Origin of the sequence: Pseudomonas sp. LRP2-20 (assembly GCF_024349685.1) — a bacterium.
Classification (GTDB): Bacteria; Pseudomonadota; Gammaproteobacteria; order Pseudomonadales; family Pseudomonadaceae; genus Aquipseudomonas.
Window position 1 is genome coordinate 1317302 of sequence record NZ_AP025944.1, and the last position, 23423, is coordinate 1340724.

At 62.4% G+C, this 23423-nt stretch carries 25 protein-coding genes; 19 read left to right on the forward strand and 6 right to left on the reverse strand.

The features are described 5' to 3' along the window. The first annotated feature begins 19 nt into the window (after positions 1-19). From eno to ispD, 3 genes are all read left to right on the forward strand, one after another. A complete protein-coding gene (eno, locus tag OCX61_RS05740) occupies positions 20-1309 on the forward strand; it encodes a phosphopyruvate hydratase (protein ID WP_176506548.1) in 1290 nt (429 codons plus the stop codon). A gap of 156 nt (positions 1310-1465) precedes the next feature. Continuing rightward, positions 1466-1747 (forward strand): cell division protein FtsB, encoded by a 282-nt coding sequence (gene ftsB, locus OCX61_RS05745; protein WP_023534037.1) that lies wholly within the window; start codon positions 1466-1468, stop codon positions 1745-1747. Then, positions 1744-2451 (forward strand): 2-C-methyl-D-erythritol 4-phosphate cytidylyltransferase, encoded by a 708-nt coding sequence (gene ispD, locus OCX61_RS05750; RefSeq protein ID WP_261942969.1) that lies wholly within the window; start codon positions 1744-1746, stop codon positions 2449-2451. The genes ftsB and ispD overlap by 4 nt, the downstream gene beginning before the upstream one ends. A gap of 144 nt (positions 2452-2595) precedes the next feature. Here the strand turns inward: ispD and OCX61_RS05755 are convergent, their stop codons facing one another. Next, positions 2596-3492, reverse strand: a complete 897-nt coding sequence (locus OCX61_RS05755; RefSeq protein ID WP_261942970.1) for a LysR substrate-binding domain-containing protein — start codon at positions 3490-3492, stop codon at positions 2596-2598. 108 nt (positions 3493-3600) lie between these two features. Between OCX61_RS05755 and OCX61_RS05760 the strand changes: the two genes are divergently transcribed. From OCX61_RS05760 to rpoS, 8 genes are all read left to right on the forward strand, one after another. Then, entirely contained in the window at positions 3601-4713 is a 1113-nt protein-coding gene (locus tag OCX61_RS05760) for an S-(hydroxymethyl)glutathione dehydrogenase/class III alcohol dehydrogenase (protein WP_079229448.1), read from the forward strand. An 8-nt stretch (positions 4714-4721) separates the two neighbouring features. Next, positions 4722-5576, forward strand: a complete 855-nt coding sequence (fghA, locus tag OCX61_RS05765) for an S-formylglutathione hydrolase (RefSeq protein WP_261942971.1) — start codon at positions 4722-4724, stop codon at positions 5574-5576. A gap of 76 nt (positions 5577-5652) precedes the next feature. After that, complete coding sequence (ispF, locus tag OCX61_RS05770) at positions 5653-6126, forward strand: 2-C-methyl-D-erythritol 2,4-cyclodiphosphate synthase (RefSeq protein ID WP_261942972.1); 474 nt, start codon at positions 5653-5655, stop codon at positions 6124-6126. Further along, the gene (gene truD / locus OCX61_RS05775) at positions 6123-7181 is read left to right on the forward strand and encodes a tRNA pseudouridine(13) synthase TruD (protein WP_261942973.1); all 1059 of its coding nucleotides are present in this window, start codon (positions 6123-6125) and stop codon (positions 7179-7181) included. Before ispF ends, truD begins: the two co-directional genes overlap by 4 nt. Further along, the gene (gene surE, locus OCX61_RS05780; RefSeq protein ID WP_060510080.1) at positions 7169-7918 is read left to right on the forward strand and encodes a 5'/3'-nucleotidase SurE; all 750 of its coding nucleotides are present in this window, start codon (positions 7169-7171) and stop codon (positions 7916-7918) included. Before truD ends, surE begins: the two co-directional genes overlap by 13 nt. A gap of 41 nt (positions 7919-7959) precedes the next feature. After that, the gene (locus OCX61_RS05785) at positions 7960-8598 is read left to right on the forward strand and encodes a protein-L-isoaspartate(D-aspartate) O-methyltransferase (protein ID WP_177326721.1); all 639 of its coding nucleotides are present in this window, start codon (positions 7960-7962) and stop codon (positions 8596-8598) included. 160 nt (positions 8599-8758) lie between these two features. Next, on the forward strand, positions 8759-9616 hold the full coding sequence (locus tag OCX61_RS05790; RefSeq protein ID WP_261942974.1) for a peptidoglycan DD-metalloendopeptidase family protein: 858 nt from the start codon (positions 8759-8761) through the stop codon (positions 9614-9616). Between the two features lie 108 nt (positions 9617-9724). Beyond that, positions 9725-10732: an RNA polymerase sigma factor RpoS gene (rpoS, locus tag OCX61_RS05795; protein WP_016392283.1), complete on the forward strand. Its 1008-nt coding sequence runs from the start codon at positions 9725-9727 to the stop codon at positions 10730-10732. Positions 10733-11335: 603 nt separating this feature from the next. Here the strand turns inward: rpoS and fdxA are convergent. Next, on the reverse strand, positions 11336-11659 hold the full coding sequence (gene fdxA, locus OCX61_RS05800) for a ferredoxin FdxA (protein ID WP_051097441.1): 324 nt from the start codon (positions 11657-11659) through the stop codon (positions 11336-11338). A gap of 140 nt (positions 11660-11799) precedes the next feature. Beyond that, positions 11800-14373 carry a DNA mismatch repair protein MutS gene (gene mutS / locus OCX61_RS05805; RefSeq protein ID WP_261942975.1) on the reverse strand — a complete coding sequence of 858 codons (2574 nt, stop codon included), beginning with the start codon at positions 14371-14373 and terminating at the stop codon, positions 11800-11802. 149 nt (positions 14374-14522) lie between these two features. Here mutS and OCX61_RS05810 point away from each other — a divergent pair, with 149 nt between their 5' ends. The 3 genes from OCX61_RS05810 (at position 14523) to OCX61_RS05820 (ending at position 16445) form a co-directional block, all read left to right on the forward strand. Continuing rightward, the gene (locus OCX61_RS05810) at positions 14523-15260 is read left to right on the forward strand and encodes a LexA family transcriptional regulator (protein WP_261942976.1); all 738 of its coding nucleotides are present in this window, start codon (positions 14523-14525) and stop codon (positions 15258-15260) included. A 253-nt stretch (positions 15261-15513) separates the two neighbouring features. Beyond that, complete coding sequence (locus tag OCX61_RS05815; protein WP_261942977.1) at positions 15514-15852, forward strand: phage holin family protein; 339 nt, start codon at positions 15514-15516, stop codon at positions 15850-15852. 44 nt (positions 15853-15896) lie between these two features. Then, positions 15897-16445 (forward strand): glycoside hydrolase family 19 protein, encoded by a 549-nt coding sequence (locus OCX61_RS05820; protein ID WP_261942978.1) that lies wholly within the window; start codon positions 15897-15899, stop codon positions 16443-16445. A 232-nt stretch (positions 16446-16677) separates the two neighbouring features. On the opposite strand, the gene OCX61_RS05825 is transcribed toward OCX61_RS05820, so the two are convergent. Beyond that, positions 16678-17925, reverse strand: a complete 1248-nt coding sequence (locus tag OCX61_RS05825; protein ID WP_261940477.1) for an IS256 family transposase — start codon at positions 17923-17925, stop codon at positions 16678-16680. A 208-nt stretch (positions 17926-18133) separates the two neighbouring features. Between OCX61_RS05825 and OCX61_RS05830 the strand changes: the two genes are divergently transcribed. From OCX61_RS05830 to recX, 3 genes are all read left to right on the forward strand, one after another. Further along, the gene (locus OCX61_RS05830) at positions 18134-18616 is read left to right on the forward strand and encodes a CinA family protein (protein ID WP_261942979.1); all 483 of its coding nucleotides are present in this window, start codon (positions 18134-18136) and stop codon (positions 18614-18616) included. A 103-nt stretch (positions 18617-18719) separates the two neighbouring features. Continuing rightward, positions 18720-19787, forward strand: a complete 1068-nt coding sequence (gene recA / locus OCX61_RS05835) for a recombinase RecA (RefSeq protein WP_261942980.1) — start codon at positions 18720-18722, stop codon at positions 19785-19787. A gap of 11 nt (positions 19788-19798) precedes the next feature. Then, positions 19799-20269 carry a recombination regulator RecX gene (recX, locus tag OCX61_RS05840; RefSeq protein ID WP_261942981.1) on the forward strand — a complete coding sequence of 157 codons (471 nt, stop codon included), beginning with the start codon at positions 19799-19801 and terminating at the stop codon, positions 20267-20269. 64 nt (positions 20270-20333) lie between these two features. Here recX and OCX61_RS05845 read toward each other — a convergent pair whose 3' ends face one another. Then, entirely contained in the window at positions 20334-21452 is a 1119-nt protein-coding gene (locus OCX61_RS05845; RefSeq protein WP_261942982.1) for an LOG family protein, read from the reverse strand. A gap of 302 nt (positions 21453-21754) precedes the next feature. Between OCX61_RS05845 and OCX61_RS05850 the strand changes: the two genes are divergently transcribed. Then, the gene (locus OCX61_RS05850) at positions 21755-21958 is read left to right on the forward strand and encodes a hypothetical protein (RefSeq protein ID WP_261942983.1); all 204 of its coding nucleotides are present in this window, start codon (positions 21755-21757) and stop codon (positions 21956-21958) included. Here OCX61_RS05850 and OCX61_RS05855 read toward each other — a convergent pair whose 3' ends face one another. Further along, positions 21959-22378: a quorum-sensing-regulated virulence factor family protein gene (locus OCX61_RS05855; RefSeq protein ID WP_261942984.1), complete on the reverse strand. Its 420-nt coding sequence runs from the start codon at positions 22376-22378 to the stop codon at positions 21959-21961. It lies immediately after the preceding gene. A 225-nt stretch (positions 22379-22603) separates the two neighbouring features. On the opposite strand from OCX61_RS05855, the gene OCX61_RS05860 reads away from it, so the two are divergent. Then, positions 22604-23314 carry a tRNA-uridine aminocarboxypropyltransferase gene (locus tag OCX61_RS05860; protein WP_261942985.1) on the forward strand — a complete coding sequence of 237 codons (711 nt, stop codon included), beginning with the start codon at positions 22604-22606 and terminating at the stop codon, positions 23312-23314. The last annotated feature ends 109 nt before the right edge of the window (positions 23315-23423 follow it).

Consider the following 23423-nt stretch of genomic DNA (forward strand, 5'->3'; position numbering starts at 1 on the left):
TTCTGGAGTGCTTACAACAATGGCAAAAATCGTCGACATCAAAGGTCGTGAAGTTCTCGATTCGCGTGGCAACCCCACCGTGGAAGCCGATGTACTGCTCGACAACGGCATCATCGGCAGCGCTTGCGCGCCGTCCGGTGCTTCCACCGGCTCGCGCGAAGCGCTGGAGCTGCGTGATGGCGACAAGAGCCGTTACCTGGGCAAGGGCGTGCTGAAGGCCGTCGCCAACATCAACGGCCCGATCCGTGACCTGCTGCTGGGCAAGGATCCTTCTGACCAGAAGGCTCTGGACCGCGCCATGATCGAACTGGACGGTACCGAGAACAAGGCCAAGCTGGGCGCCAACGCCATCCTGGCTGTGTCGCTGGCTGCCGCCAAGGCCGCCGCACAGGATCAGGACCTGCCGCTGTACGCGCACATCGCCAACCTGAACGGCACCCCAGGCCAGTACTCGATGCCGGTTCCGATGATGAACATCATCAACGGTGGCGAGCACGCCGACAACAACGTCGACATCCAGGAGTTCATGGTTCAGCCGGTTGGCGCCAAGACCTTCTCCGACGGCCTGCGCATGGGCACCGAGATCTTCCACCACCTCAAAGCCGTGCTGAAGGCCCGTGGCCTGAACACTGCCGTGGGTGACGAGGGTGGTTTCGCCCCGAACCTGGCTTCCAACGAAGACGCTCTGGGTGCTATCGCCGAAGCGGTCGAAAAAGCCGGCTACAAGCTGGGCACCGACGTGACCCTGGCCCTGGATTGCGCGGCTTCCGAATTCTACGAAGACGGCAAGTACAACCTGTCCGGTGAAGGCAAGTCGTTCGACGCCGAAGGTTTCGCCGAGTACCTGAAAGGCCTGACCGAGCGCTTCCCGATCATCTCGATCGAAGATGGCCTGGACGAGTCCGACTGGGCTGGCTGGAAGATCCTGACCGACAAGATCGGTGCCAAGGTACAGCTGGTCGGCGACGACCTGTTCGTGACCAACACCAAGATCCTCAAGGAAGGCATCGAGAAGGGCATCGGTAACTCGATCCTGATCAAGTTCAACCAGATCGGCTCGCTGACCGAAACCCTGGAAGCCATCCAGATGGCCAAGGCCGCCGGCTACACCGCGGTGATCTCGCACCGTTCCGGTGAAACCGAAGACTCGACCATCGCCGACCTGGCCGTGGGTACCGCTGCTGGCCAGATCAAGACTGGCTCGCTGTGCCGCTCCGACCGCGTCTCGAAGTACAACCAGCTGCTGCGCATCGAAGAGCAACTGGGCGCCAAAGCGGTTTACCGTGGTCGTGCCGAGTTTCGCGGCTAAGCAAGAGATGGTAAAAAGACAGCAGCCGAGGCTGTCGGAAGTTTCATACTGAAATTTCTGACGCTTCATGCGGGTTTCTGTCAACGAAGCCTGGCCTCGGCCAGGCTTCGTGCTATATGACGCCCGTGTGCGGCGGTCTTTAACCTGGATACCTTGATGCGCAGTCCCTATTGGTTGTTCCTTGTCCTGCTCCTGCTGCTTGGTGGCCTGCAGTACCGCCTTTGGGTGGGTAACGGCAGCCTGGCGCAAGTGGCCGAGCTCAAGCAGCAGATCGACGAACAGCATGCCGAGAACGAGCGGCTGCTGGAGCGTAACCGCGTGCTCGATGCCGAGGTGCTGGAGTTGAAGAAAGGTATGGAGACCGTCGAAGAACGGGCTCGTCATGAACTGGGAATGGTCAAAGAGGGCGAAACCCTCTTCCAGCTGCCGCAAAAATGATTGAACCACTACCGGCCTTCTGGGCCGTGATTCCTGCTGCGGGCGTCGGTGCCCGCATGGCTGCCGACCGCCCCAAGCAATACCTGGAGCTGGCCGGGCAGACCATCCTCGAGCACAGCCTCGACTGTTTTCTCGATCACCCCGCGCTCAAGGGCGTGGTGGTCAGTATTGCCGAAGACGATCCGTACTGGCCGGTCTTGCGCTGCGCCAGCGATGCGCGCATCCAGCGCGCGGCCGGTGGGCGCGAGCGTGCCGACTCGGTGCTCAATGCCTTGTTGCTGCTGCATGCCCAAGGGGCTGCGGACGACGACTGGGTGCTGGTGCACGATGCCGCGCGGCCGAACCTGGCGCGTAGTGACCTGGACAAGCTGCTGTCGGAGCTGGCCGAAGATCCGGTCGGCGGGCTGCTGGCGGTGCCGGCGCGTGACACCCTCAAGCGGGCCGATGCCAATGGCCGGGTGAGTGCGACGGTGGACCGCAGCACCATCTGGCAGGCCTATACGCCGCAGATGTTCCGCCTGGGCGCGCTGCATCGGGCCCTGGCCGAGAGCCTGGTTTCCGATGTGGTGGTGACCGATGAGGCGTCGGCCATCGAATGGTCGGGGCAGGCGCCGCGGCTGGTCGAAGGGCGCAGCGACAACATCAAGGTGACCCGGCCGGAAGACCTGGAGTGGCTGCGCCAGCGTTGGGCCGGCAGGCGCTGATCGTCTTACTCCTGCTCCGGCCTCTTCGCGGGACAAGCCCGCTCCCACAGGAATAGCACCGGCTTCAGGTGCGATGACCATCCTGTGGGAGCGGCGGTTCGGCGCCCCGACTTGACCCGCGAAGAGGCCAGTAAGGCCAATGCATCAGCTCTGCCGATACTCCGGCAGACCGGCCAACCCTTCCTTCAAGTAATCCACCAGCCGCCGAACCTTCGGCGACAGGTGCCGCTGCTGCGGATACAACGCCCACACCGCCGTATTCGGCGGCTGATGCCCCTCCAGCAATGACACCAGCGCGCCACTGTTCAAGTGTTCGAGCACGTAATAGTCCGGCAACTGGCACAACCCCATCCCCAGCAACGCCGCATCCAGCACCGCCTGGCCGCTGTTGCAGCGCCAGTTGCCCTGCACCCGCTGGCTGATCTCGCGGCCATCCTGCTGCAACGCCCACAGGTCCGAGCTGCCGATCAGGCAATTGTGCCGGGCCAGTTCCGACAGGCTGTGGGGCCGCCCGTAGCGCTCAAGGTATGCAGGTGAGGCGCACAGGTACATGCGCCGCGGCGCCAGCCGCGTGGCCACAAGCCGCGAGTCGGCCAGCCGGCCCAGGCGGATCGCCAGGTCCATGCCTTCGTGCAGCAGGTCGAGGGTACGGTTGCTCAGTTCCACCTCGACCCGCAATTGCGGATACAGCGCCATGAAGCGCGTCACCAGCGGCACGATAAAACGCTCGCCATAGGCCACTGCGCAGGTCATGCGCAGCAGGCCCTTGGGCTCGCTGGCCAGGTCACCCATGGCGCGCAGTGCCTCCTCGCGGCCGTCCTGCAGACGCTGGCAGTGCTGCAGGAAGGTCTGCCCGGCTTCACTCAAGGTTACCCGACGGGTGCTGCGGTACAGCAAGCGGGTCTGCAGGCGTTCTTCCAGGCGGGCGATCTGCCGGCTGATGTGTGAAGAAGATACGCCCAGGCGCTCGGCCGCAGCCGTGAACTGGCCAGACTCGGCCACGGCGACGAATTCGTCGATGCCTTCCCAGCGGCTGCTCATGGATTATCCCTGTATGGCAATAATGTTTTGGCTTTGGCCGGATTATTCCTCAAAAGCGCCTGGATTACACTGTTGGACTGAATCGATCCACTGTCTGGAGACCCTGTGATGATCAAGTCCCGTGCTGCCGTTGCCTTCGAGGCCAAGAAACCCCTGGAAATCGTCGAAGTCGACGTGGCCATGCCCAAGGCCGGCGAGGTGCTGCTGCGGGTGGTCGCCAGCGGCGTCTGCCACACCGACGCCTACACCCTGTCCGGTGCCGACCCGGAAGGCATCTTCCCGTCGATCCTCGGCCATGAAGGTGGTGCGATCGTCGAAGCCGTGGGCGAGGGCGTGACCTCGGTGGCGGTGGGCGATCACGTGATCCCGCTGTATACCCCCGAATGCGGCAAGTGCAAGTTCTGCCTCTCGGGCAAGACCAACCTGTGCCAGGCCATCCGCGCCACCCAGGGCAAGGGCCTGATGCCCGACGGCACCACCCGCTTCTCGTACAAGGGCCAGCAGCTGTTCCACTACATGGGCACTTCGACGTTCTCGGAGTACACCGTGTTGCCGGAAATCTCCGTGGCCAAGATCCAGAAGGAAGCACCGCTGGAGAAGGTCTGCCTGCTCGGTTGCGGCGTCACCACCGGTATCGGTGCGGTGCTCAACACCGCCAAGGTCAAGCCGGGTGACACCGTGGCCATCTTCGGCCTCGGCGGCATCGGCCTGTCGGCAGTCATCGGTGCAGTCAAGGCCAAGGCCTCGCGCATCATTGCCATCGACATCAACCCGGCCAAGTTCGAGATCGCCCGCCAACTGGGCGCCACCGACTGCATCAACCCGAAAGACTACGACCGCCCGATCCAGGAAGTGATCGTCGACCTCACCGACGGTGGCGTGGACTTCTCCTTCGAGTGCATCGGCAACGTGCAACTGATGCGCGCGGCCCTGGAATGCTGCCACAAAGGTTGGGGCGAGTCGGTAATCATCGGTGTCGCCGGTGCCGGCCAGGAAATCGCCACCCGTCCGTTCCAGTTGGTAACCGGCCGCGTCTGGCGCGGTTCGGCGTTCGGCGGCGTGCGTGGCCGCAGCGAGCTGCCAAGCTACGTGGACATGGCCGAGAAGGGCGAGATCCCGCTGGATACCTTCATCACCCACACCATGGGCCTGGAGGACATCAACAAGGCCTTCGACCTGATGCACGAAGGCAAGAGCATTCGCAGCGTGATCCACTTCTGAGGTCAGCCATGAGCCTGGATAACATCTCCTGCCAGAAGAGCTTCGGCGGCTGGCACAAGCGTTACCGGCATCACTCGAAGGTGCTGGGCTGCGACATGGTGTTTGCTGTCTACCTGCCACCGCAGGCCGAGCAGGGTGAGAAGCTGCCAGTGCTGTACTGGCTCAGCGGCCTCACCTGCACCGACGAGAACTTCATGCAGAAGGCAGGCGCCCAGCGCCTGGCCGCCGAGCTCGGGCTGATCATTGTCGCCCCCGACACCAGCCCGCGTGGCGAGCAGGTGCCGGGCGACCCTGACGGCGCCTGGGACTTCGGCCTCGGCGCCGGGTTCTACCTCAACGCCACCCAGCAGCCTTGGGCGCAGCACTACCGTATGCACGACTATGTGGTGCAGGAGTTGCCGGCACTGATCGAGGCGCACTTCCCGGCGTCCGGCCAGCGCAGCATCAGCGGCCACTCCATGGGCGGGCACGGCGCGCTGGTGTGCGCCTTGCGCAACCCGGGGCGCTACCGCTCGGTGTCGGCGTTCTCGCCGATCAGCAACCCGATGGATTGCCCGTGGGGTGAGAAGGCCTTCAGCCGCTACCTGGGTGAAGACCGCGCGCGCTGGCGTGAATGGGATGCCAGTGTGCTGCTGGCGGAAACGCCGGCAGGCGAGTGCCCGCCGCTGCTGGTGGATCAGGGCGATCGTGATGACTTCCTCGAGAAGCAGCTCAAGCCTGAGGCACTGGAACAGGCCGCACGCAAAGGCGGGCATGAACTGACCCTGCGCCTGCAGCCCGGCTATGACCACAGCTACTACTTCATCGCCAGCTTCATCGACGAGCACCTGCGCCATCATGCGGTGGCACTGGGGCGGGTGTAACAGCCTGGTCCAAAAGCCGCCCAACCTCCTGCAAAGCAGGTAGAATCACGCCCTGACTCAATCAGGGCGTTTTTCTATGCGTATTGGCCACGGCTACGATGTGCACCGTTTCTGCGACGGTGATTTCATTACCCTGGGTGGGGTGCGTATCCCCCACAAATACGGCCTCCTGGCCCATTCCGACGGTGACGTGCTGCTGCACGCCCTGAGCGATGCCTTGCTCGGCGCTGCGGCGCTGGGGGACATCGGCAAGCATTTCCCCGACACCGACCCGCAGTTCAAGGGCGCCGACAGCCGCGTGCTGCTGCGTCACGTGGTCGCTATCGTCAAGGCCAAGGGCTGGCAGGTCGGCAATGTCGACGCCACCATCGTTGCCCAGGCCCCGAAAATGGCCCCGCATATCGAAACCATGCGCCAACTGATTGCCCAAGACCTGCAGGTCGAACTCGACCAGGTCAACGTCAAGGCCACCACCACCGAGAAGCTCGGCTTCACGGGCCGCGAGGAGGGCATTGCCGTGCATGCGGTTGCCCTGCTGCTGCCAGCATGACCGAACTGGACCTGCTGGGCCCGCGCGCGTCGGGTGAGTCGCTGGGCAGCGCAGTGCTCAAGGCCGTGGCTGAAGACTTCCAGGTCGACGAGGTGCTGGACATTCCGTTGTCCGGCCAGGGCGAGCACCTGTGGCTGTGGGTCGAGAAGCGTGACCTCAACACCGAAGAAGCCGCCCGCCGCCTGGCCCGTGCAGCGGGTGTGCCGGTGCGCGCCATCAGCTACGCCGGCCTCAAGGATCGCCAGGCCCTGACCCGCCAGTGGTTCAGCCTGCACTTGCCGGGCAAGGCCGACCCTGACCTGTCGCGTGCCGAAGACGGCACCCTGCGCGTGCTGAAGCAGGTGCGCCACCAGCGCAAGCTGCAGCGCGGCGCCCATTCGGCGAACGGCTTCACCCTGCGCCTGACCGCCCTGGCGGCCGACCGCCAGGCCCTCGATGCGCGCCTGGAGCAGCTCAAGCAGCAGGGCGTGCCGAACTATTTCGGTAGCCAGCGGTTCGGCCACGGCGGTGGCAACGTCCACGACGCTCAGGACTGGGCCGCGCGCAAGGCCCTGCCGGAACAGCGCAATGTGCGTTCGCGCCTGCTTTCGGCGGCACGCAGCTATGTGTTCAACCAGGTGCTGGCGGCGCGGGTCGCCGATGGCAGTTGGCAGCGCGCCCAGGTCGGGGATCTGTTGGCGTTCACCGACAGCCGTAGTTTCTTTCCAGCGGGCGAGCAGGAATGTTCTGATCCTCGCCTGGGAATTCTTGACCTGCATCCGACCGGCCCGATGTGGGGAGAAGGCCCTTCTCCCGCGGCTGGCGCGACCTTCGAACTGGAGGCAGCAGTCGGCGAGCGGCACCTGGCACTTTGCCAATGGCTCGCGTATGCGGGCATGAGTCACGAACGGCGCATCCTGCGGCTCCCTATTGGCGGCCTGACGTGGCATTATCCCGAGCCTGATATCCTGCAACTGGAATTCGTCCTTCCGGCCGGATGCTTCGCCACCGTGGTGGTGCGCGAACTCGTCGATCTGGTGCCGGCAGGGCAGACGGACAGCCCATGCGTATTCTGATTTCGAATGACGACGGTGTTACGGCACCGGGCCTCGCCGCGCTACACGGTGCGCTGGCGGATTATGCCGAGTGCGTGGTGATCGCCCCGGACCAAGACAAGAGCGGCGCCGGCAGTTCGCTGACGCTGGACCGGCCGCTGCACCCGCAAACCCTGGCCAACGGCTTCATCAGCCTCAACGGCACGCCTACCGATTGCGTGCACCTGGGGCTCAACGGCCTGCTGCCAGAGCCTGTGGATCTGGTCGTCTCAGGCATCAACCTGGGGGCCAACCTGGGTGATGACGTGATCTATTCCGGCACGGTCGCCGCTGCGCTGGAGGGCCGCTTCCTGGGCGGCACCTCGCTGGCGTTCTCGCTGCTGTCGCGGCTGCCCGACAACTTGCCGACCGCAGCCCACATCGCACGCCGTCTGGTGGAGGCGCTGCCGCGCCTGCAACTGCCACCGCGGACCGTGCTCAACGTCAATATCCCCAACCTGCCGCTGGAGCACATCCGTGGCATCCAGCTCACCCGCCTCGGTCACCGGGCGCGGGCGGCGGCGCCGACCAAGGTGGTCAACCCGCGCGGCAAGGAAGGCTACTGGATCGCAGTAGCCGGCGATGCCGAGGATGGCGGGCCGGGCACCGACTTCCATGCCGTCATGCAAGGCTACGTGTCGATCACCCCGTTGCAACTGGACCGTACGTTCAACGATGCCTTCGAACAGCTCGACGGCTGGCTGGAGGGCCTGCTCTGATGCGTGAACAGGACGATCTGCAGCGCCGGGGCGGTATCGGCATGACTTCGCAGCGGACCCGCGAGCGGCTGATCCAGCGCCTCTATGAGGAAGGCGTGTCGAACGCCAAGGTGCTTGACGTGATTCGCCGCACCCCGCGCCACCTGTTCGTCGACGAGGCGCTGGCGCACCGTGCATACGAAGACACGGCGCTGCCGATCGGGCACAACCAGACCATCTCCCAGCCGTTCATGGTGGCGCACATGAGCGAGCTGCTGCTGGAGGCGGGGCCGCTGGACAAGGTACTGGAGATCGGCACCGGTTCCGGCTACCAGACCGCGATCCTCGCCCAGCTGGTCGAGCGGGTGTTCTCGGTGGAACGGATCAAGGTGCTGCAGGATCGGGCCAAGGAACGCCTGGTCGAGCTCAACCTGCGCAATGTGGTGTTCCGCTGGGGCGACGGCTGTGACGGCTGGCAGGCGCTGGCGCCCTACAACGGCATCATCGTCACCGCGGTGGCCCCTGAAGTGCCGCAGGCGCTGCTCGACCAGCTGGCACCGGGAGGGCGGATGGTGATACCGGTGGGCCCGGCCGGCGAGGTGCAACAGCTGATGCTGATCGTGCGCGAAGAGCACGGCTTCTCTCGTCGGGTACTGGGGGCAGTGCGTTTCGTGCCGCTGCTCAACGGTCCGCTGGCCTGAGCCGCCAGGAATATTTACAGCAGCAACGAATTCTTGCGGCAAGGCCCTGTCTATCTGGCGGGGCCTGGGCTCTGCCAATGCCGTCTGGCTTGGTTATAATTGCAACAATATTGCATTTCATATCGTATTATCGTTTTTCGGCACCATGAGGGGAGCGCGGGTGGGGCACACAGTCATTCGGCAGCGCAAGGATCGGTCGGGTTTCAAGCTTCTGGTGATTGCACTGGCCATGGGCACCCTGCTGACAGGTTGCTCCAGCACAGGCTCCAGCGGTGCTCGCGTGGTCGACCGCAACACGGCTGCGCCCAAGCGACCTGCAGTGACCTCCGGGCAGTACGTCGTCAAGCCTGGCGATACGCTGTTTTCCATCGCATTCCGCTACGGTTGGGACTACAAGGAACTGGCCGCGCGTAACGGCATTGCCGCCCCGTACACCATCCGCCCGGGCCAGGCGATCCGTTTCAACAGCGGGTCCAGCAGCAGCACCACGGTGGTCTCCAGCCCTTCTTCCTCGAGCAGGACAACGGTCACTCGTCGCCCTGCTGGAACGCCTATAACCCCGCCTCAAAATGGCGGAAAATCGACGCCAACAACGCCCGCAACGCCTACCCCGGTGGTTACCACGGTGCCCGCCGCAGAGCGGGCGGTGGGCAGCTGGACGTGGCCAGCCAATGGCGTGCTGATTGGTAAATTTGCTTCAAACGGTAGTTTGAATAAAGGCATTGATATCGCCGGTGATTTGGGACAGCCTGTTTTTGCTGCGTCTGATGGTGCGGTGGTCTACGCCGGGAGTGGCTTGAGGGGCTACGGCGAACTGATCATCATCAAGCACAGCGACACCTACGTCAGTGCCTACGGTCACAACCGCAGGCTGTTGGTTCGGGAGGGGCAGCAGGTCAAGGCAGGGCAGTCGATTGCTGAAATGGGGTCCACGGGCACTGATCGGGTGAAGCTGCATTTCGAGATTCGCCGTCAGGGCAAACCCGTCGATCCGCTCCAGTTCCTGCCACGTCGTTGATCGTTGTTCCCGGCCTGTTCCTGTGATGTAGAGGGGACAGGCTCCTGCGTTGCCAAGGAGACAGGCGCCGCACGAGTCTGAGTTCGAACTCAGCAAAGGACTATAACAATGGCTCTCAGTAAAGAAGCGCCGGAGTTTGACATCGACGATGACGTCCTCCTCATGGAGACGGGCATCGTTTTGGAAACGGATGTGGTGTCAGACGAACCTGCTGTACCTTCGGTTCGGACCAGGGCCAAATCAGGCTCTTCGCTCAAGCAGCACAAGTACATCGATTACAGCCGGGCGCTCGATGCTACCCAGCTGTATCTCAACGAGATCGGATTCTCGCCTCTGCTTTCGCCGGAAGAGGAAGTGCATTTTGCGCGCCTGTCGCAAAAGGGTGATCCTGCCGGCCGCAAACGCATGATCGAAAGCAACCTGCGCCTGGTTGTGAAAATTGCCCGTCGTTACGTCAACCGTGGCCTTTCGCTGCTCGACCTGATCGAGGAGGGCAACCTGGGGTTGATCCGCGCGGTGGAAAAATTCGACCCGGAGCGCGGTTTCCGCTTCTCGACTTATGCGACCTGGTGGATCCGCCAGACCATCGAGCGGGCGATCATGAATCAGACCCGCACCATTCGCCTGCCGATCCACGTGGTCAAGGAGCTCAACGTCTACCTGCGGGCTGCGCGGGAACTGACCCAGAAGCTCGACCACGAACCGTCGCCGGAAGAAATCGCCACTCTGCTGGAAAAACCGGTCGCCGAGGTCAAGCGCATGCTGGGCCTGAACGAGCGTGTATCCTCGGTGGACGTGTCGCTCGGCCCGGATTCCGACAAGACCCTGCTCGACACCCTGACCGATGATCGCCCGACCGATCCGTGCGAACTGCTGCAGGATGACGACCTCTCGCAGAGCATCGACCAGTGGCTGGGTGAACTGACCGACAAGCAGCGCGAGGTGGTGGTGCGCCGCTTTGGCCTGCGCGGGCACGAAAGCAGTACGTTGGAGGATGTTGGCCTGGAGATCGGCCTGACCCGTGAACGCGTGCGGCAGATCCAGGTTGAGGGGCTCAAGCGCCTGCGCGAAATCCTCGAGAAGAACGGGCTTTCCAGCGAGTCGCTGTTCCAGTAAGCCTTGCTTCACGGTATCCAAAGCGCCCCGATGACCTCGGGGCGTTTTTGTTTCCAGGGTTTCGGTGAACGGGCCTCTTCGCGGGCAAGCCCGCTCGCACAAGGGAAGTGCAAGACTTAAAACTGTCCAGACCCTGTGGGAGCGGGCTTGCCCGCGAAGAGGCCGGTACAGGAGGTTGGAAATCAGAAGTCGACATCTGTGTAAGGCGCTACCCCTGATGCACGGCGTGTAAGCCTTTGCTTACTCTTTATGTAAGCCATCTGTGTAACTACCAGTAAATCAAAGCCGTTTGCAGAACTGCTTTATTCGTAACCATATGAAATATATGTAATTTTTGGCTGTGTGGAAATGTGTCCCCAGTAACATTCTGAGAGATCTCGCAGTTGCCTGGCTCAGGGAACTCGCTAGTATTCGAACTGTGCACACGGACATGCACAGGCTTTCAGGGAGAAGGCCAGGGACATCGCAAGAAGCGATTTCATCAGGACGATGTTTGGGACAAGCAGGGACTACGGAAAAAATGTGGGCGGGTCATACCGCCCCTTTTTTTTGCCCGTAGAAAATGAAAAAGGCCCGTTGCGGGCCTTTTTCGTGTCTGGGCGCTTAGCGCTCCAGGTCGGCGATCTTGCCGGTCTTGCCGTCCCACTCTTCAGCGTCGGGCAGGGCGTCCTTACGCTCGGTGATGTTCGGCCAGATTTCCGCCAGCTCGGCGTTGAGCTCGATGAAGTTTTCCATGCCTGCGGGGATCTCGTCTTCCGAGAAGATCGCCTGGGCCGGGCACTCAGGCTCGCACAGTGCACAGTCGATGCACTCGTCCGGGTGAATCACCAGGAAGTTCGGGCCTTCGTAGAAGCAGTCCACCGGACAGACTTCCACGCAGTCGGTGTATTTGCATTTGATGCAGTTGTCGGTGACGACGAAGGTCATTTCTAGTTCTCTCCTCAGGCGACGGCGGCGGCCCTTCCTCTCAGGGCCGCGCGGTTTACGGGCATGTGGCTGCAGGCCAGGCTAATAACCTGCAGCACCAGCAAACCGCGGCGGATTCTACCAGCTTGTAGTGGGCGCCGTTATAACAGGTTCTTTAGTTGATATAGCGTTTCGATAGCTTGACGCGGGGTCATGTCATCCAGGTCTAGCTTGCCCAGCTTCTCGATGGCCGGGTGTGGCAGGCTGGCGAACAGGTCGCTCTGGTGCGGGACGTGCGGCTCGTCCTTGGCCTTTTTCGTGACCGGTGCTTCATGGGGCAGGCTGGTGGTTTCCAGCCGGCCCAGGTGCTCGCGTGCGCGCAGGATCACTGGCGCCGGCACGCCCGCCAGCTGCGCCACGGCCAGGCCGTAGCTCTGGCTGGCCGGGCCTGGCAGCACATGGTGCAGGAAGACAATACGCTCGTTGTGCTCGGTAGCGTTCAGGTGCACGTTGGCCACCAGCGGTTCACTCTCCGGCAGCACGGTCAGCTCGAAGTAGTGGGTGGCGAACAAGGTGTAGGCACGTAGCTGGGCCAGGCGCTCGGCGGCGGCCCAGGCCAGCGACAGGCCGTCGAAGGTGCTGGTGCCGCGGCCAACTTCGTCCATCAGCACCAGGCTGCGGTCGGTGGCGTTGTGCAGGATATTGGCGGTTTCGCTCATCTCGACCATGAAGGTCGAGCGCCCGCCGGCCAGGTCGTCGCTGGAGCCGATACGGGTGAAGATGCGGTCGACCAGCGACAGTTCGCAGCTGGCTGCCGGCACGAAGCTGCCGATGTGCGCCATCAGCACGATCAGGGCGGTCTGGCGCATGTAGGTGGACTTACCGCCCATGTTCGGGCCGGTGATGATCAGCATGCGCGTGCTGTTGTCCAGGCCCAGGTCGTTGGCCACGAACGGCGTGGTCAGTACCTGCTCGACCACCGGGTGGCGGCCTTGCTCGATGCGCAGGCATGGCTCGTCAGTGAAGCGCGGGCAGTTCAGGTCGAGGTTCAGCGCACGCTCGGCAAGGTTGCTCAGCACGTCGATCTCAGCCAACGCGGCGGCGCTGTCCTGCAGCGGTGCCAGGTGGCTGATGAGGGTTTCCAGCAGCGCGTCGTAGAGCATCTTCTCGCGTGCCAGGGCGCGGCTCTTGGCCGACAGCGCCTTGTCCTCGAAGGCCTTGAGCTCGGGCGTGATGAAGCGCTCGGCGCCCTTGAGGGTCTGGCGGCGGATGTAGTCGCCCGGCGCCTGCTCGGCCTGCTTGGTTGGCAGCTCGATGAAGTAGCCATGCACACGGTTGTAGCCGACCTTGAGGTTGGCAAGGCCCGTGCGGGCCTTTTCGCGGGTTTCGAGGTCGATCAGGAACTGGCCGGCGTTCTCACTGATTGCCAGCAGCTCGTCCAGCTCGCTGTCGTAGCCGGCCTTGAGCACACCGCCATCACGAATCACCGCTGGCGGGTTGTCGATGATTGCACGCTCCAGCAGGCTTGCCAGCTCCGGGTAGGTCCCGGTGATGGCGGCCAGGCGCGCCAGGTGCGGAGCCTCCAGCTCGCTCATGGCGTTCTGCAGCTCGGGCAGGGCACCGAGGGCATCGCGCAGGCGCGCGAGGTCGCGCGGGCGGGCATTGCGCAGGCCGATACGGGCGAGTATCCGCTCGATATCACCGATTTCCTTGAGTTGTGGCTGCAGCTTTTCGAAGCGGTAGCCGTCCAGCAGGCAGCGGATCGAATCCTGGCGCGCCTGCAGCACCTTGAGGTCGCGCAGCGGGCGGTTCAGCCAGCGGGTCAGCAGGCGGCTGGCCATCGCGGTCTGGCAGCGGTCGATCACCGATTGCAGGGTGTTGTCGCGCCCGCCGGCCAGGTTGATGTCCAGTTCCAGGTTGCGGCGGCTGGCACCATCCAGAATGACCGTGTCGTCGAGGCGCTCGTGGCGCAGGCTGCGCAGGTGCGGCAGGGCCGTACGCTGGGTTTCCTTGGCGTAGGTCAGCAGGCAGCCGGCGGCGCCGATGGCCAGGGTCAGCTTGTCACAGCCAAAGCCTTTCAGGTCTTTGGTCGCGAATTGCTGGCACAGGGCCTTGCGCGCCGAATCGCGGTCAAAGTCCCACGGCGCGCGGCGACGGGCGCCCGGGCGCTTTTCGGCGGGCAGGTCGCGTGGCCAGTCGTCGGGGATCAGCAGCTCTACCGGGTTCAGGCGCTCGAGTTCGGCCAGCAGGTTTTCCCAGCCCTTGATCTCTTGCACGCTGAAGTTGCCGCTGGTGATGTCCAGCACCGCCAGGCCGAACAGGCGTTCGTCACCGAGCAGGGCGGCGATCAGGTTGTCGCGGCGCTCGTCGAGCAGGGCCTCGTCACTGACCGTGCCGGGGGTGATGATGCGCACCACCTGGCGTTCCACCGGGCCCTTGCTGGTGGCCGGGTCGCCGATCTGTTCGCAGATCACCACCGATTCGCCAAGCTTGACCAGCTTGGCCAGGTAGCCCTCCAGCGAATGGAACGGAATCCCGCACATGGGGATCGACTGGCCGGCCGACTGACCGCGCGCGGTCAGAGTGATGTCCAGCAGTTTCGCGGCTTTCTTCGCATCTTCGTAGAAGATTTCGTAGAAGTCGCCCATGCGGTAGAACATCAGCTGGTCCGGGTGCTGGTTTTTCAGCTTCCAGTACTGCTGCATCATTGGGGTGTGTGCGGAAAGATCAGACATTCAGGGCCTTACAGCGGGTGATCTGGTTGGCGATTGTGAAACCGGCAATGGTACAGGCTTTTTCAAGCAGATGCAGGCGCGGGCCATGGGGCATGCGCGCGCAGCCAGGTGCATTGCATTTGCCGGCGCATGCCTGCATTATGCAAGCTATGCAAAAACGCAATGTAGCCACCGTACTCAGAGAACTGCTCGACCGCCACGGCCTGTCTCCGACGGAGCTGTACCGGCGCACGGGCGTCCCTCAATCCACCTTGTCGCGAATTCTCGGCGGCAAGATCGTCGACCCCTCCGACAAGCACGTGTCGAAGATCGCCGACTACTTCGGCGTGAGCACCGAGCAGTTGCGCGGTCGCGCCGAGCTTGGCGAGCCGCGCGAAACTGCGCTGCCGGCCCACGGCCATGCGGACCTCAGCGACATCAGCCTGTGGGACGATGAAACACCCGTCGAGGATGACGAGGTGTCGGTACCTTTCCTTCGCGAGGTCGAATTGGCAGCAGGATCAGGAAGATTCGTCATCGAAGAGAGCGAGCGTGCGCGGCTGCGTTTCGGCAAGCGCAGCCTGCGGCACAATGGTGTGCAGTTCGACCAGGCCAAGTGCGTGACCGTGCGTGGCAACAGCATGCTGCCGGTATTGCGCGATGGCGCGACGGTTGGCGTGAACACCGGCAAATGCTCGATCGGCGATATCATCGATGGCGACCTCTACGCCATCAACCATAACGGCCAACTGCGGGTGAAGCAGGTCTACCGCCTGCCTACCGGCATCCGCCTGCGCAGCTTCAACCGTGACGAACACCCCGACGAGGACTACAGCTTCCAGCAGATGCAGGACGAGCAGATCAGCCTGCTCGGGCATGTGTTCTGGTGGGGCATGTACGCTCGCTGACGGCCCCCGATTCGAGAAAACCCGCTTCGGCGGGTTTTTTTCGCCTGCAGAAAATCCCTACAACGCAGGCCGCGCATGGCCTGCATGCATATCAGCATAAAGCAAATGCATAGATATTTGAATAAATGCATTGACTGCATATGCATGAATGCATAGCCTGTATCTCAAGCCGGATGGAAAACGGTTGTTACACGGGCGCCGATGGGTGGGTTCGATTGCCCAGAGGCTTGGCAACTACACAGGAGGCAGGGCAGTGACGATCGAGCATCAAGCGTTACTGGAGATGCCGCTCTGGCTGGTAATCGTCCTGGCATTGCTGGGCGGCTTGTGCGGCGAGATGTGGCGGGCCGACAAGGCCGGTGCCACCGGCTGGGCGCTACTGCGACGGCTGGTGCTGCGTTCCGGAGCGTGCATGGTTTGTGGCGTGTCGGCGGTGATGCTTTTGTATGCCGGTGGCCTTTCGATTTGGGCGGCCAGTGCGTTTGGCTGCATGACTGCGGTAGGTGGTGCCGATGTCGCCATGCGGCTGTATGAGCGCTGGGCGATCCGGCGCCTGGGCTTGCGCGACAGTACGCGAGCCGACGAGCGCTAATGTGAATATGCATCAACGAGTACTATCAGGAAGGAGTGGCAGGCATGCTCAACGAATCGCAATTACTACACATCTTGCCGAATGCTCGCCCCGTCGCGGAGGTTTTTCTTGCTGCACTGAATGTCGCGTTGCCTCGCTGGGAAGTTGACAAGCCCAGGCGTATGGCGGCTTTCATCGCCCAGGTCGGTCATGAGTCTGGCGAGTTCCGCTACGTGACTGAAATGGGTAGCGACCGCTACCTGGCCCGCTATGACACCGGCAGTCTGGCGCTGCGCCTGGGCAATACGCCGCAGGCAGACGGCGATGGCCAGATGTATCGTGGTCGTGGCCTTATCCAGGTTACCGGGCGCGACAATTACGCGGCCTGCAGCCATGCGCTGTTTGGCGACGAGCGTTTGCTGGCGCAGCCCCGGCTGCTCGAAACGCCGCGCTGGGCCTGCGAGTCGGCAGGTTGGTTCTGGCATTCACATGGGCTCAATGCCTTGGCTGATCGGGGCGAGTTCAACCGCATCACGCGCCGTATCAATGGTGGGCTAAATGGTTTGGAAAGCCGCCTGAAACTTTGGGCGCGGGCGCGAGAGGTATTATGTTGAGTCGATTGCAACGGGGCTGGGCGCACTCCTGCTGATTGCGTTGCGGGCGTGCCAGGATTTTGTACGAGATGTGAGCGGGGTGCATTAGTGCAGGGCTTGAGGTTTTCAGCGGTTGCAGGGTGTGCATGCCGTGGGGTTTTCAGCGCCTGTGAGACCGAGCGCCGCCCGCGGGAAGTGTCAGATTTTTTGTGTGCGGGCCGGTAACGGCCTGCCGTCAGGCAGGCCCTGATCTTCACCAGGTTGGCCTGATGAACCGATCTCCGTACAGAATCGCAAATTGATTCATCGCGCTTTTCCAATCATGGGCCGGTTTTCCCCAATTGGCTGTTATGTTGCGCAATCCCAGCCAAATCAGTTTGGTCGCTGCGTCATCATTCGGGAAATGCCCTCGGGTCTTGATGACCTTGCGTAGCTGGGCGTTGATGCTCTCGATCGCGTTGGTGGTATAGATCACCTTCCGGATGGCGGGCGGAAAGACAAAGAATGGAATCACGCGATCCCAGGCGCGTCTCCAGGCAGCCACCACCGTTGGATATTTCTCACCCCACGGCCCGCTCTCAAACTCATCGAGTGCTTGCTCAGCCGCTTCGGCATTGATGGCTTGGTAAATCGGTTTCAGTTCCTTGGCCAGTGCGCGCCGTTTGTCCCAGGCCGCGTAGTCCAGGCTGTTGCGGATCAGATGCACGATGCACGTCTGCAATGTCGTCTCTGGAAACACGGCGCTGAGGGCTTCTGGCATGCCTTTAAGGCCATCGGTCACGGCAATCAGCACGTCCTCGACGCCACGTGTCTTGAGATCGTTGAACACCTTCATCCAGAACTTCGCACCCTCAGTGTTCTCGATCCAGATGCCCAGGATGTCGCGCGTCCCGTCGGGTAGAACGCCCAAAGCCAAGTAAATGGCCTTGTTGCGCACCAGGCCTTCTTCGCGAATCTTCACCCGCAGCGCATCAAAGAAAATGACCGGGTACATCGGCTCCAATGGCCGCTGTTGCCACGCGCCAATTTCGTCCATGACCTCGTCTGTCACAGAGCTGATGAAGTCGGGTGAAACGTCGGTTCCATACTGCTCGGACAGGAAGGCCCGGATCTCTCTGACTGTCATTCCACGGGCGTACATGGCGATGATCTTGTCGTCGAAGCCAGTGTAACGGCGCTCATGTTTGGGGATCAGGATGGGCGAGAAGCTGCCGTCACGGTCGCGAGGGATATCCAAGCGCAGAGGCCCATCGCCGGTTAGCACTGTCTTGCCGCTTTTGCCGTTGCGCTGGTTGGTTTCATCCTCCGGGCGCTGCGCGCCCGGCGGATAACCCAGGTGGTGGCCAAGCTCGGCATGCAGAGCGCGTTCGATCAAGGCCTTCTTGAACGCCGCAGAGGCATCCTCGATAGCTTCTGCGGTCATCAGGCCCTCACCGAACTGCTCCAGCAGCTCCTTGGGGATTTTGGGCAGGTCACGCAGGGGTTTCTTTTTGGTTGGCATACATGCACCTCTTACTCATGTTATGCCCGAACACAAAATTTCTGACACCCTCCGCCCGCGCGGCGCTCGGTCTCACAGGCGCTGAAAACCTCAAGCCATACACCCAGAAGACACCGATCAAACAAACCCTGAACATCAAGAACATCCTCATCGTCCGTCCCAAATGCTACGGTGTCCTCTTCCTCCCAAGGCCCCTCAAGGACCCCTCATGGACCCGATCACCGCCCTCTCCACACGTCTAGGCGAACACATGCGCCGCTTCCAGGCCCAAGTGACCACCGCCGAATCCTGCACCGGCGGTGGCATCGCCGAGGCCATTACCCGCGTGCCCGGCAGCTCGGCCTGGTTCGAGGCCGGTTACGTGACCTATTCCAATGCCCAGAAAACCCGCCAGCTGAACGTGCCCGAAGCGCTGTTCGGCGAGGTTGGCGCGGTCAGCCAGGAGGTGGTCGAAGCCATGGTCCGTGGTGCCCAGGCCGCCAGTGGTGCTCGCTTTGCCGTGGCCGTCAGTGGCGTGGCCGGGCCGGACGGCGGTTCGCCGGCCAAACCGGTGGGGACCGTGTGGCTGGCCTGGGCCGATGGCAACCACGTCATTACTGAGCGCCGGCACTTCGACGGCGACCGCGAAGCGGTGCGCCGACAGACGGTGATCGCCGCGTTAGACGGCTTGTTACAGCTTGGTGCCGAGTAAATCGACGACAGGGGTTTGCTCGGGCGCTTGCCTGTGGAATAATACTGGCTACTTATACAGGTATTCCGGCCGTCAGGGCCAAGTCGAACACGTGAGGATTTCAATGGACGACAACAAGAAGCGCGCCTTGGCTGCGGCCCTGGGTCAAATCGAACGCCAATTCGGCAAAGGCGCGGTCATGCGCATGGGCGACCATGAGCGCCAAGGTATCCCGGCTATTTCCACCGGCTCTCTGGGCCTGGACATCGCGCTCGGCATCGGCGGTCTGCCAAAAGGCCGTATTGTCGAAATCTACGGCCCAGAATCCTCGGGTAAAACCACGCTGACCTTGTCGGTCATCGCCGAAGCCCAGAAAAACGGCGCAACCTGCGCCTTCGTCGACGCCGAACACGCCCTCGATCCTGAATACGCCGGCAAGCTGGGCGTCAACGTCGACGACCTGCTGGTCTCGCAGCCTGACACCGGCGAACAGGCCCTGGAAATCACCGATATGCTGGTGCGCTCCAACGCCGTCGACGTGATCATTGTCGACTCCGTGGCGGCACTGGTGCCAAAGGCTGAGATCGAAGGCGAAATGGGCGACATGCACGTTGGCCTGCAGGCCCGTCTGATGTCCCAGGCGCTGCGCAAGATCACCGGTAACATCAAAAACGCCAACTGCCTGGTCATCTTCATCAACCAGATCCGTATGAAGATCGGCGTGATGTTCGGCAGCCCGGAAACCACCACTGGTGGTAACGCCCTGAAGTTCTACGCCTCGGTGCGCCTGGACATCCGCCGTACCGGCGCGGTCAAGGAGGGCGACGAAGTGGTCGGCAGCGAAACCCGCGTCAAGATCGTCAAGAACAAGGTCTCGCCTCCGTTCCGTCAGGCCGAGTTCCAGATCCTTTACGGCAAGGGTATCTACCGCAACGGCGAAATCATCGACCTGGGTGTTTCCCAGGGCCTGGTGGAGAAGTCCGGCGCGTGGTACGCCTACCAAGGCAACAAGATCGGCCAGGGCAAGGCCAACGCAGCCAAGTACCTGCAAGAGAACCCGGCTATTGGTGCCGAGATCGAGAAGCAGATTCGCGAGAAGCTGCTCAAGGCCGGTGCCGTTGCCGAAGCTGGCAAGGCTGCTGCCGCTGAAGCCGATGCCGACGACATGGCTGACGCCGACGCCGGTTATTGATAGTTGCTGGTATGTCCGCCGTACTCGACACCCCCGTCGCCGTCAGGCGGACAGCCATGGACCTGCTCGCACGACGCGAGCATGGTCGCGTCGAGCTGACGCGCAAGTTGCGTCAGCGCGGTGCCCCGGATGAACTGATCGAGCCTGCGCTCGATCGGCTCGCCGAAGAAGGGCTGCTTAGCGAAGCCCGTTATCTCGAGAGTTTCATCCGATACCGTTCCGGTGCCGGCTATGGTCCTGCGCGTATTCGCGAGGAGCTTGGTCAGCGCGGGCTGAACCGAAGTGACATCGAGCAGGCCCTGCGTGAAAGCGACGTGGATTGGGCAGCACTGCTACGGGATACCTGGCAGCGTAAATTCGCTGGGCAACGCCCCCAGGATCCACGTAGTCGAGCCCAGCAGACACGGTTCCTTGCCTACCGCGGTTTCCCCATGGACATGATCGGCCGGCTGCTCAGTGGCCGGGATCTGGATGATTACTAGTCAAATGGCCTCATCGCCGGCACGCCAGCGATGAGGTCATTTGCGTTACTGCGAAATTTGCCATTCAGCTGACCTTCAGCGCCTCCCGCGCCCGCTGGGTGGTATGCATAGGCTCCGGCTTGGCCCAGTTTTCCGGCAAGTTGATGAAATCGACCAGTTCCCGCAGGCGCCCCTGGTCACGGCCATTGAAGGCAAACGTCAGCCGCGTCAGGTGGCTGAAGTTGCCCACCTCATGTTCGGCACCGCTATCGGCGTGTTGGTGATACCGGCCACTCAGGCGCAAGTCGGCAAACCCTTCCTGTATGTCATGTAGTGCCGCTTCGCTGAGCCGATGGTGCATGCGAATCACGAACTGGTTCTTCAGCCAGCGGCTGGAGTGGTAATTGCTATAGAACTGGTTGATTTCCTCCACGGCCTCATCGGCGCTGTACACCAGCCGTAGCAGCTTCAGGTCACTGGGCAGGATGTAGCGGTTTTCTTCGAGTTGGCGGCTGATGAACGCCAGGCAATCACGCCAGAACGTGCCACCGGGTGAGTCCAGCAGTACCACCGGCACCAGTGGACTCTTGCCGGTCTGGATCAGCGTCAGCACTTCAAGCGCCTCATCCAGGGTGCCGAAGCCGCCGGGGCAGAGCACCAGTGCATCGGCTTCCTTGACGAAGAACAGCTTGCGAATGAAGAAGAAGTGGAAGGGCAGCAGCTTGTCGGTGCCATCCACCGTGGCATTGGCATGCTGCTCGAAGGGCAGGGTGATGTTGAAACCCAGGCTATGGTCACTGCCGGCGCCTTCATGGGCTGCCGCCATGATGCCGCCGCCGGCCCCGGTAATGACCATCAGTTCGGAGCGGGCGAGGGTTGCCCCCAGCTCGCGAGCCAGGGCGTACATCGGGTGTTCCACGGGGGTGCGTGCCGAGCCGAACACCGTGACTTTGCGTCGCCCCCGGTAGCGCTGGAGCATGCGGAAGGAGTGGTCCAGTTCGCGCAAGGCTTGCAAGGTGATCTTGGCGCTCCAGCGGTCACTGTCGTCATGGGCCATGCGCAAGACCGTTAGCATCATGTCGCGGTACAGCGGCAGGTTGGGGCTGTTCGGCGCGACCAGTTGCAACTGCTGGTCGATCTTGCTCAGGTCGATGCCGTGGTCCTTGAAATGATTGAACAGGTGTTCATTCGATTGGTAAGGCATTCAACGTCTCCTTCTGCAGCAAAACCTCTGACCGGGCCGATGGTGTGGCTCGGCCGCGACACTACGTGTGTCGCTGGCTGCCGTGACTCGAGTGTGCATCCCGAGCATTGCAGTAGGCCTTTAAGGCCGTGGTGCAGGGGTGTCAGTCCAGTATGTCGTTTTTTGGGGCTTCGCTATCAATCTAGACCGTTGCGCCGGGTAGTGCAGGCGCGATTTCCGTGGCCACTCGTCGGCCTGCGAACAGCCCTGGCGAGGGTTTGGTTAACTGGAGAAGCGAAACGTGTCGATGCAGGAGGTGGCGTATGCATCGCTTGGTCATCGAGGTAGACCGGCAGCTCTATCAACTGCTGGAAAATGCGGCCCAGGATCACCATGTGAGCCTGGAAGCGGAGTGCCGTCGCAGGCTGGCAGCACTTGAGTGCCAGTCACGCTACCTGCAGGCGCTGCTGGCGGAGATGCGCGCCGACGAAGAGCCGCGGCGCGCCGAGGGAGAGCGGGTTATCTAGTCACTTCTTCTTGCTGCCAGCGGTGCAACTGGCAGCATCGAAGGCCTGGTCCATGACCGGCTGGTTGGTCTTGTACACGGTGAAGCGATAGACCATCACCGCACCTTTTGACATCAGGTTACGGTAACCAGTGTTGCGGCATACGCTGTCACCCAGTTGGCTGCGGACTTGCGCCGGGTTCTGCTGCATGCGTGCGGCATGCTCGGCGCGTACGCTGAGGTGGTTGACCAGCGCCTTGCCTTCAACGGTATAGCCCTGATCGAGAATGTCTTCGTTGATGGCGCGTGGGGTGCCGACACTGCTTTCCGTGGCGACCTTCTGCAGCAGCTTGTTCAGCTCGAACTCCTGCTTGGAGGCAGCCTGGGCTGCCAGTGGCAGGGTGAGCAACAGGCTCAGGGTCGGGACGATAAGACGCAGCATGGATCTCTCCTGGTTCGATAACTGGCGCTTTGACATGCGCCGGCGGCGGGCGTTCCATGAAACCCGCTGCATCGCAGACAAATTCACGGTGGCCAATGTCGCCGATTATAAGGGACCGGCTGGCTTCGCTGCACGGCCAAATGGCGCCTGCTCTGGTAGACTGGCGCTTTGTTTCTTTCGAGTCCCTGCAGTGTCCAGTCACAACCCGTCCACAGGCTTGCCAGCATGAGCCACGCGGTAGCACGCCTGCGTGCCGAACGCCTGGCGCGTAGCAACAAACCATTCATTGCCCGTGGTTCACGCGCCGAGCGTTGCCCCGATTGCCGGGTGATCGCCACCCACTGCCTGTGTGCGTGGAAGCCCAAGGTGCAGGCCGATTCCGGCGTGTGTCTGATCATGCATGACACCGAGCCATTGAAACCGACCAACACCGGCTGGCTGATCGCCGACCTGATCGAAGACACCTGCGCGTTCGGCTGGCTGCGCACCTCGGTGGACCAGCGCCTGCTGGCGTTGCTCGACGACCCGCAGTGGCAGCCTTATATCGTCTTCCCCGGCGAATTCGTCGCCCAGGAGCGGGTGGTCAGCGAGGTCGTGCGCGAACCTGGCAAGCGCCCGTTGTTCATCCTGCTCGATGCCACCTGGACCGAAGCCCGCAAGATGTTCCGCAAGAGCCCGTATCTTGATCGCTTTCCGGTGCTGAGCCTGCAAGCTGAGCAGATGTCGCGCTATCGCCTGCGCCGGTCCAAGCGCGACGACCACTTCTGCACTGCCGAAGTGGCTGCCATGTGCCTGGACCTGGCAGGTGACAATCAGGCGTCCCAGGCGCTGGATGCCTATCTGGACGTGTTCAGCCTGCATTATCTCAGCGGCAAGCGTCGCCTGCCGCTGGATGATCAGGATGACACCCACCAGCGTTTGCATACCTTCCTATAGTCCAAGGGGCATACGTCTCACTTTGGTTCATAATGACGGGGCTGGCAGCCAGGGTGGGCGAGACGGCAGGGTAGTTGGCTTGACCACCTGCGGCCGTGCTCGGCATCCT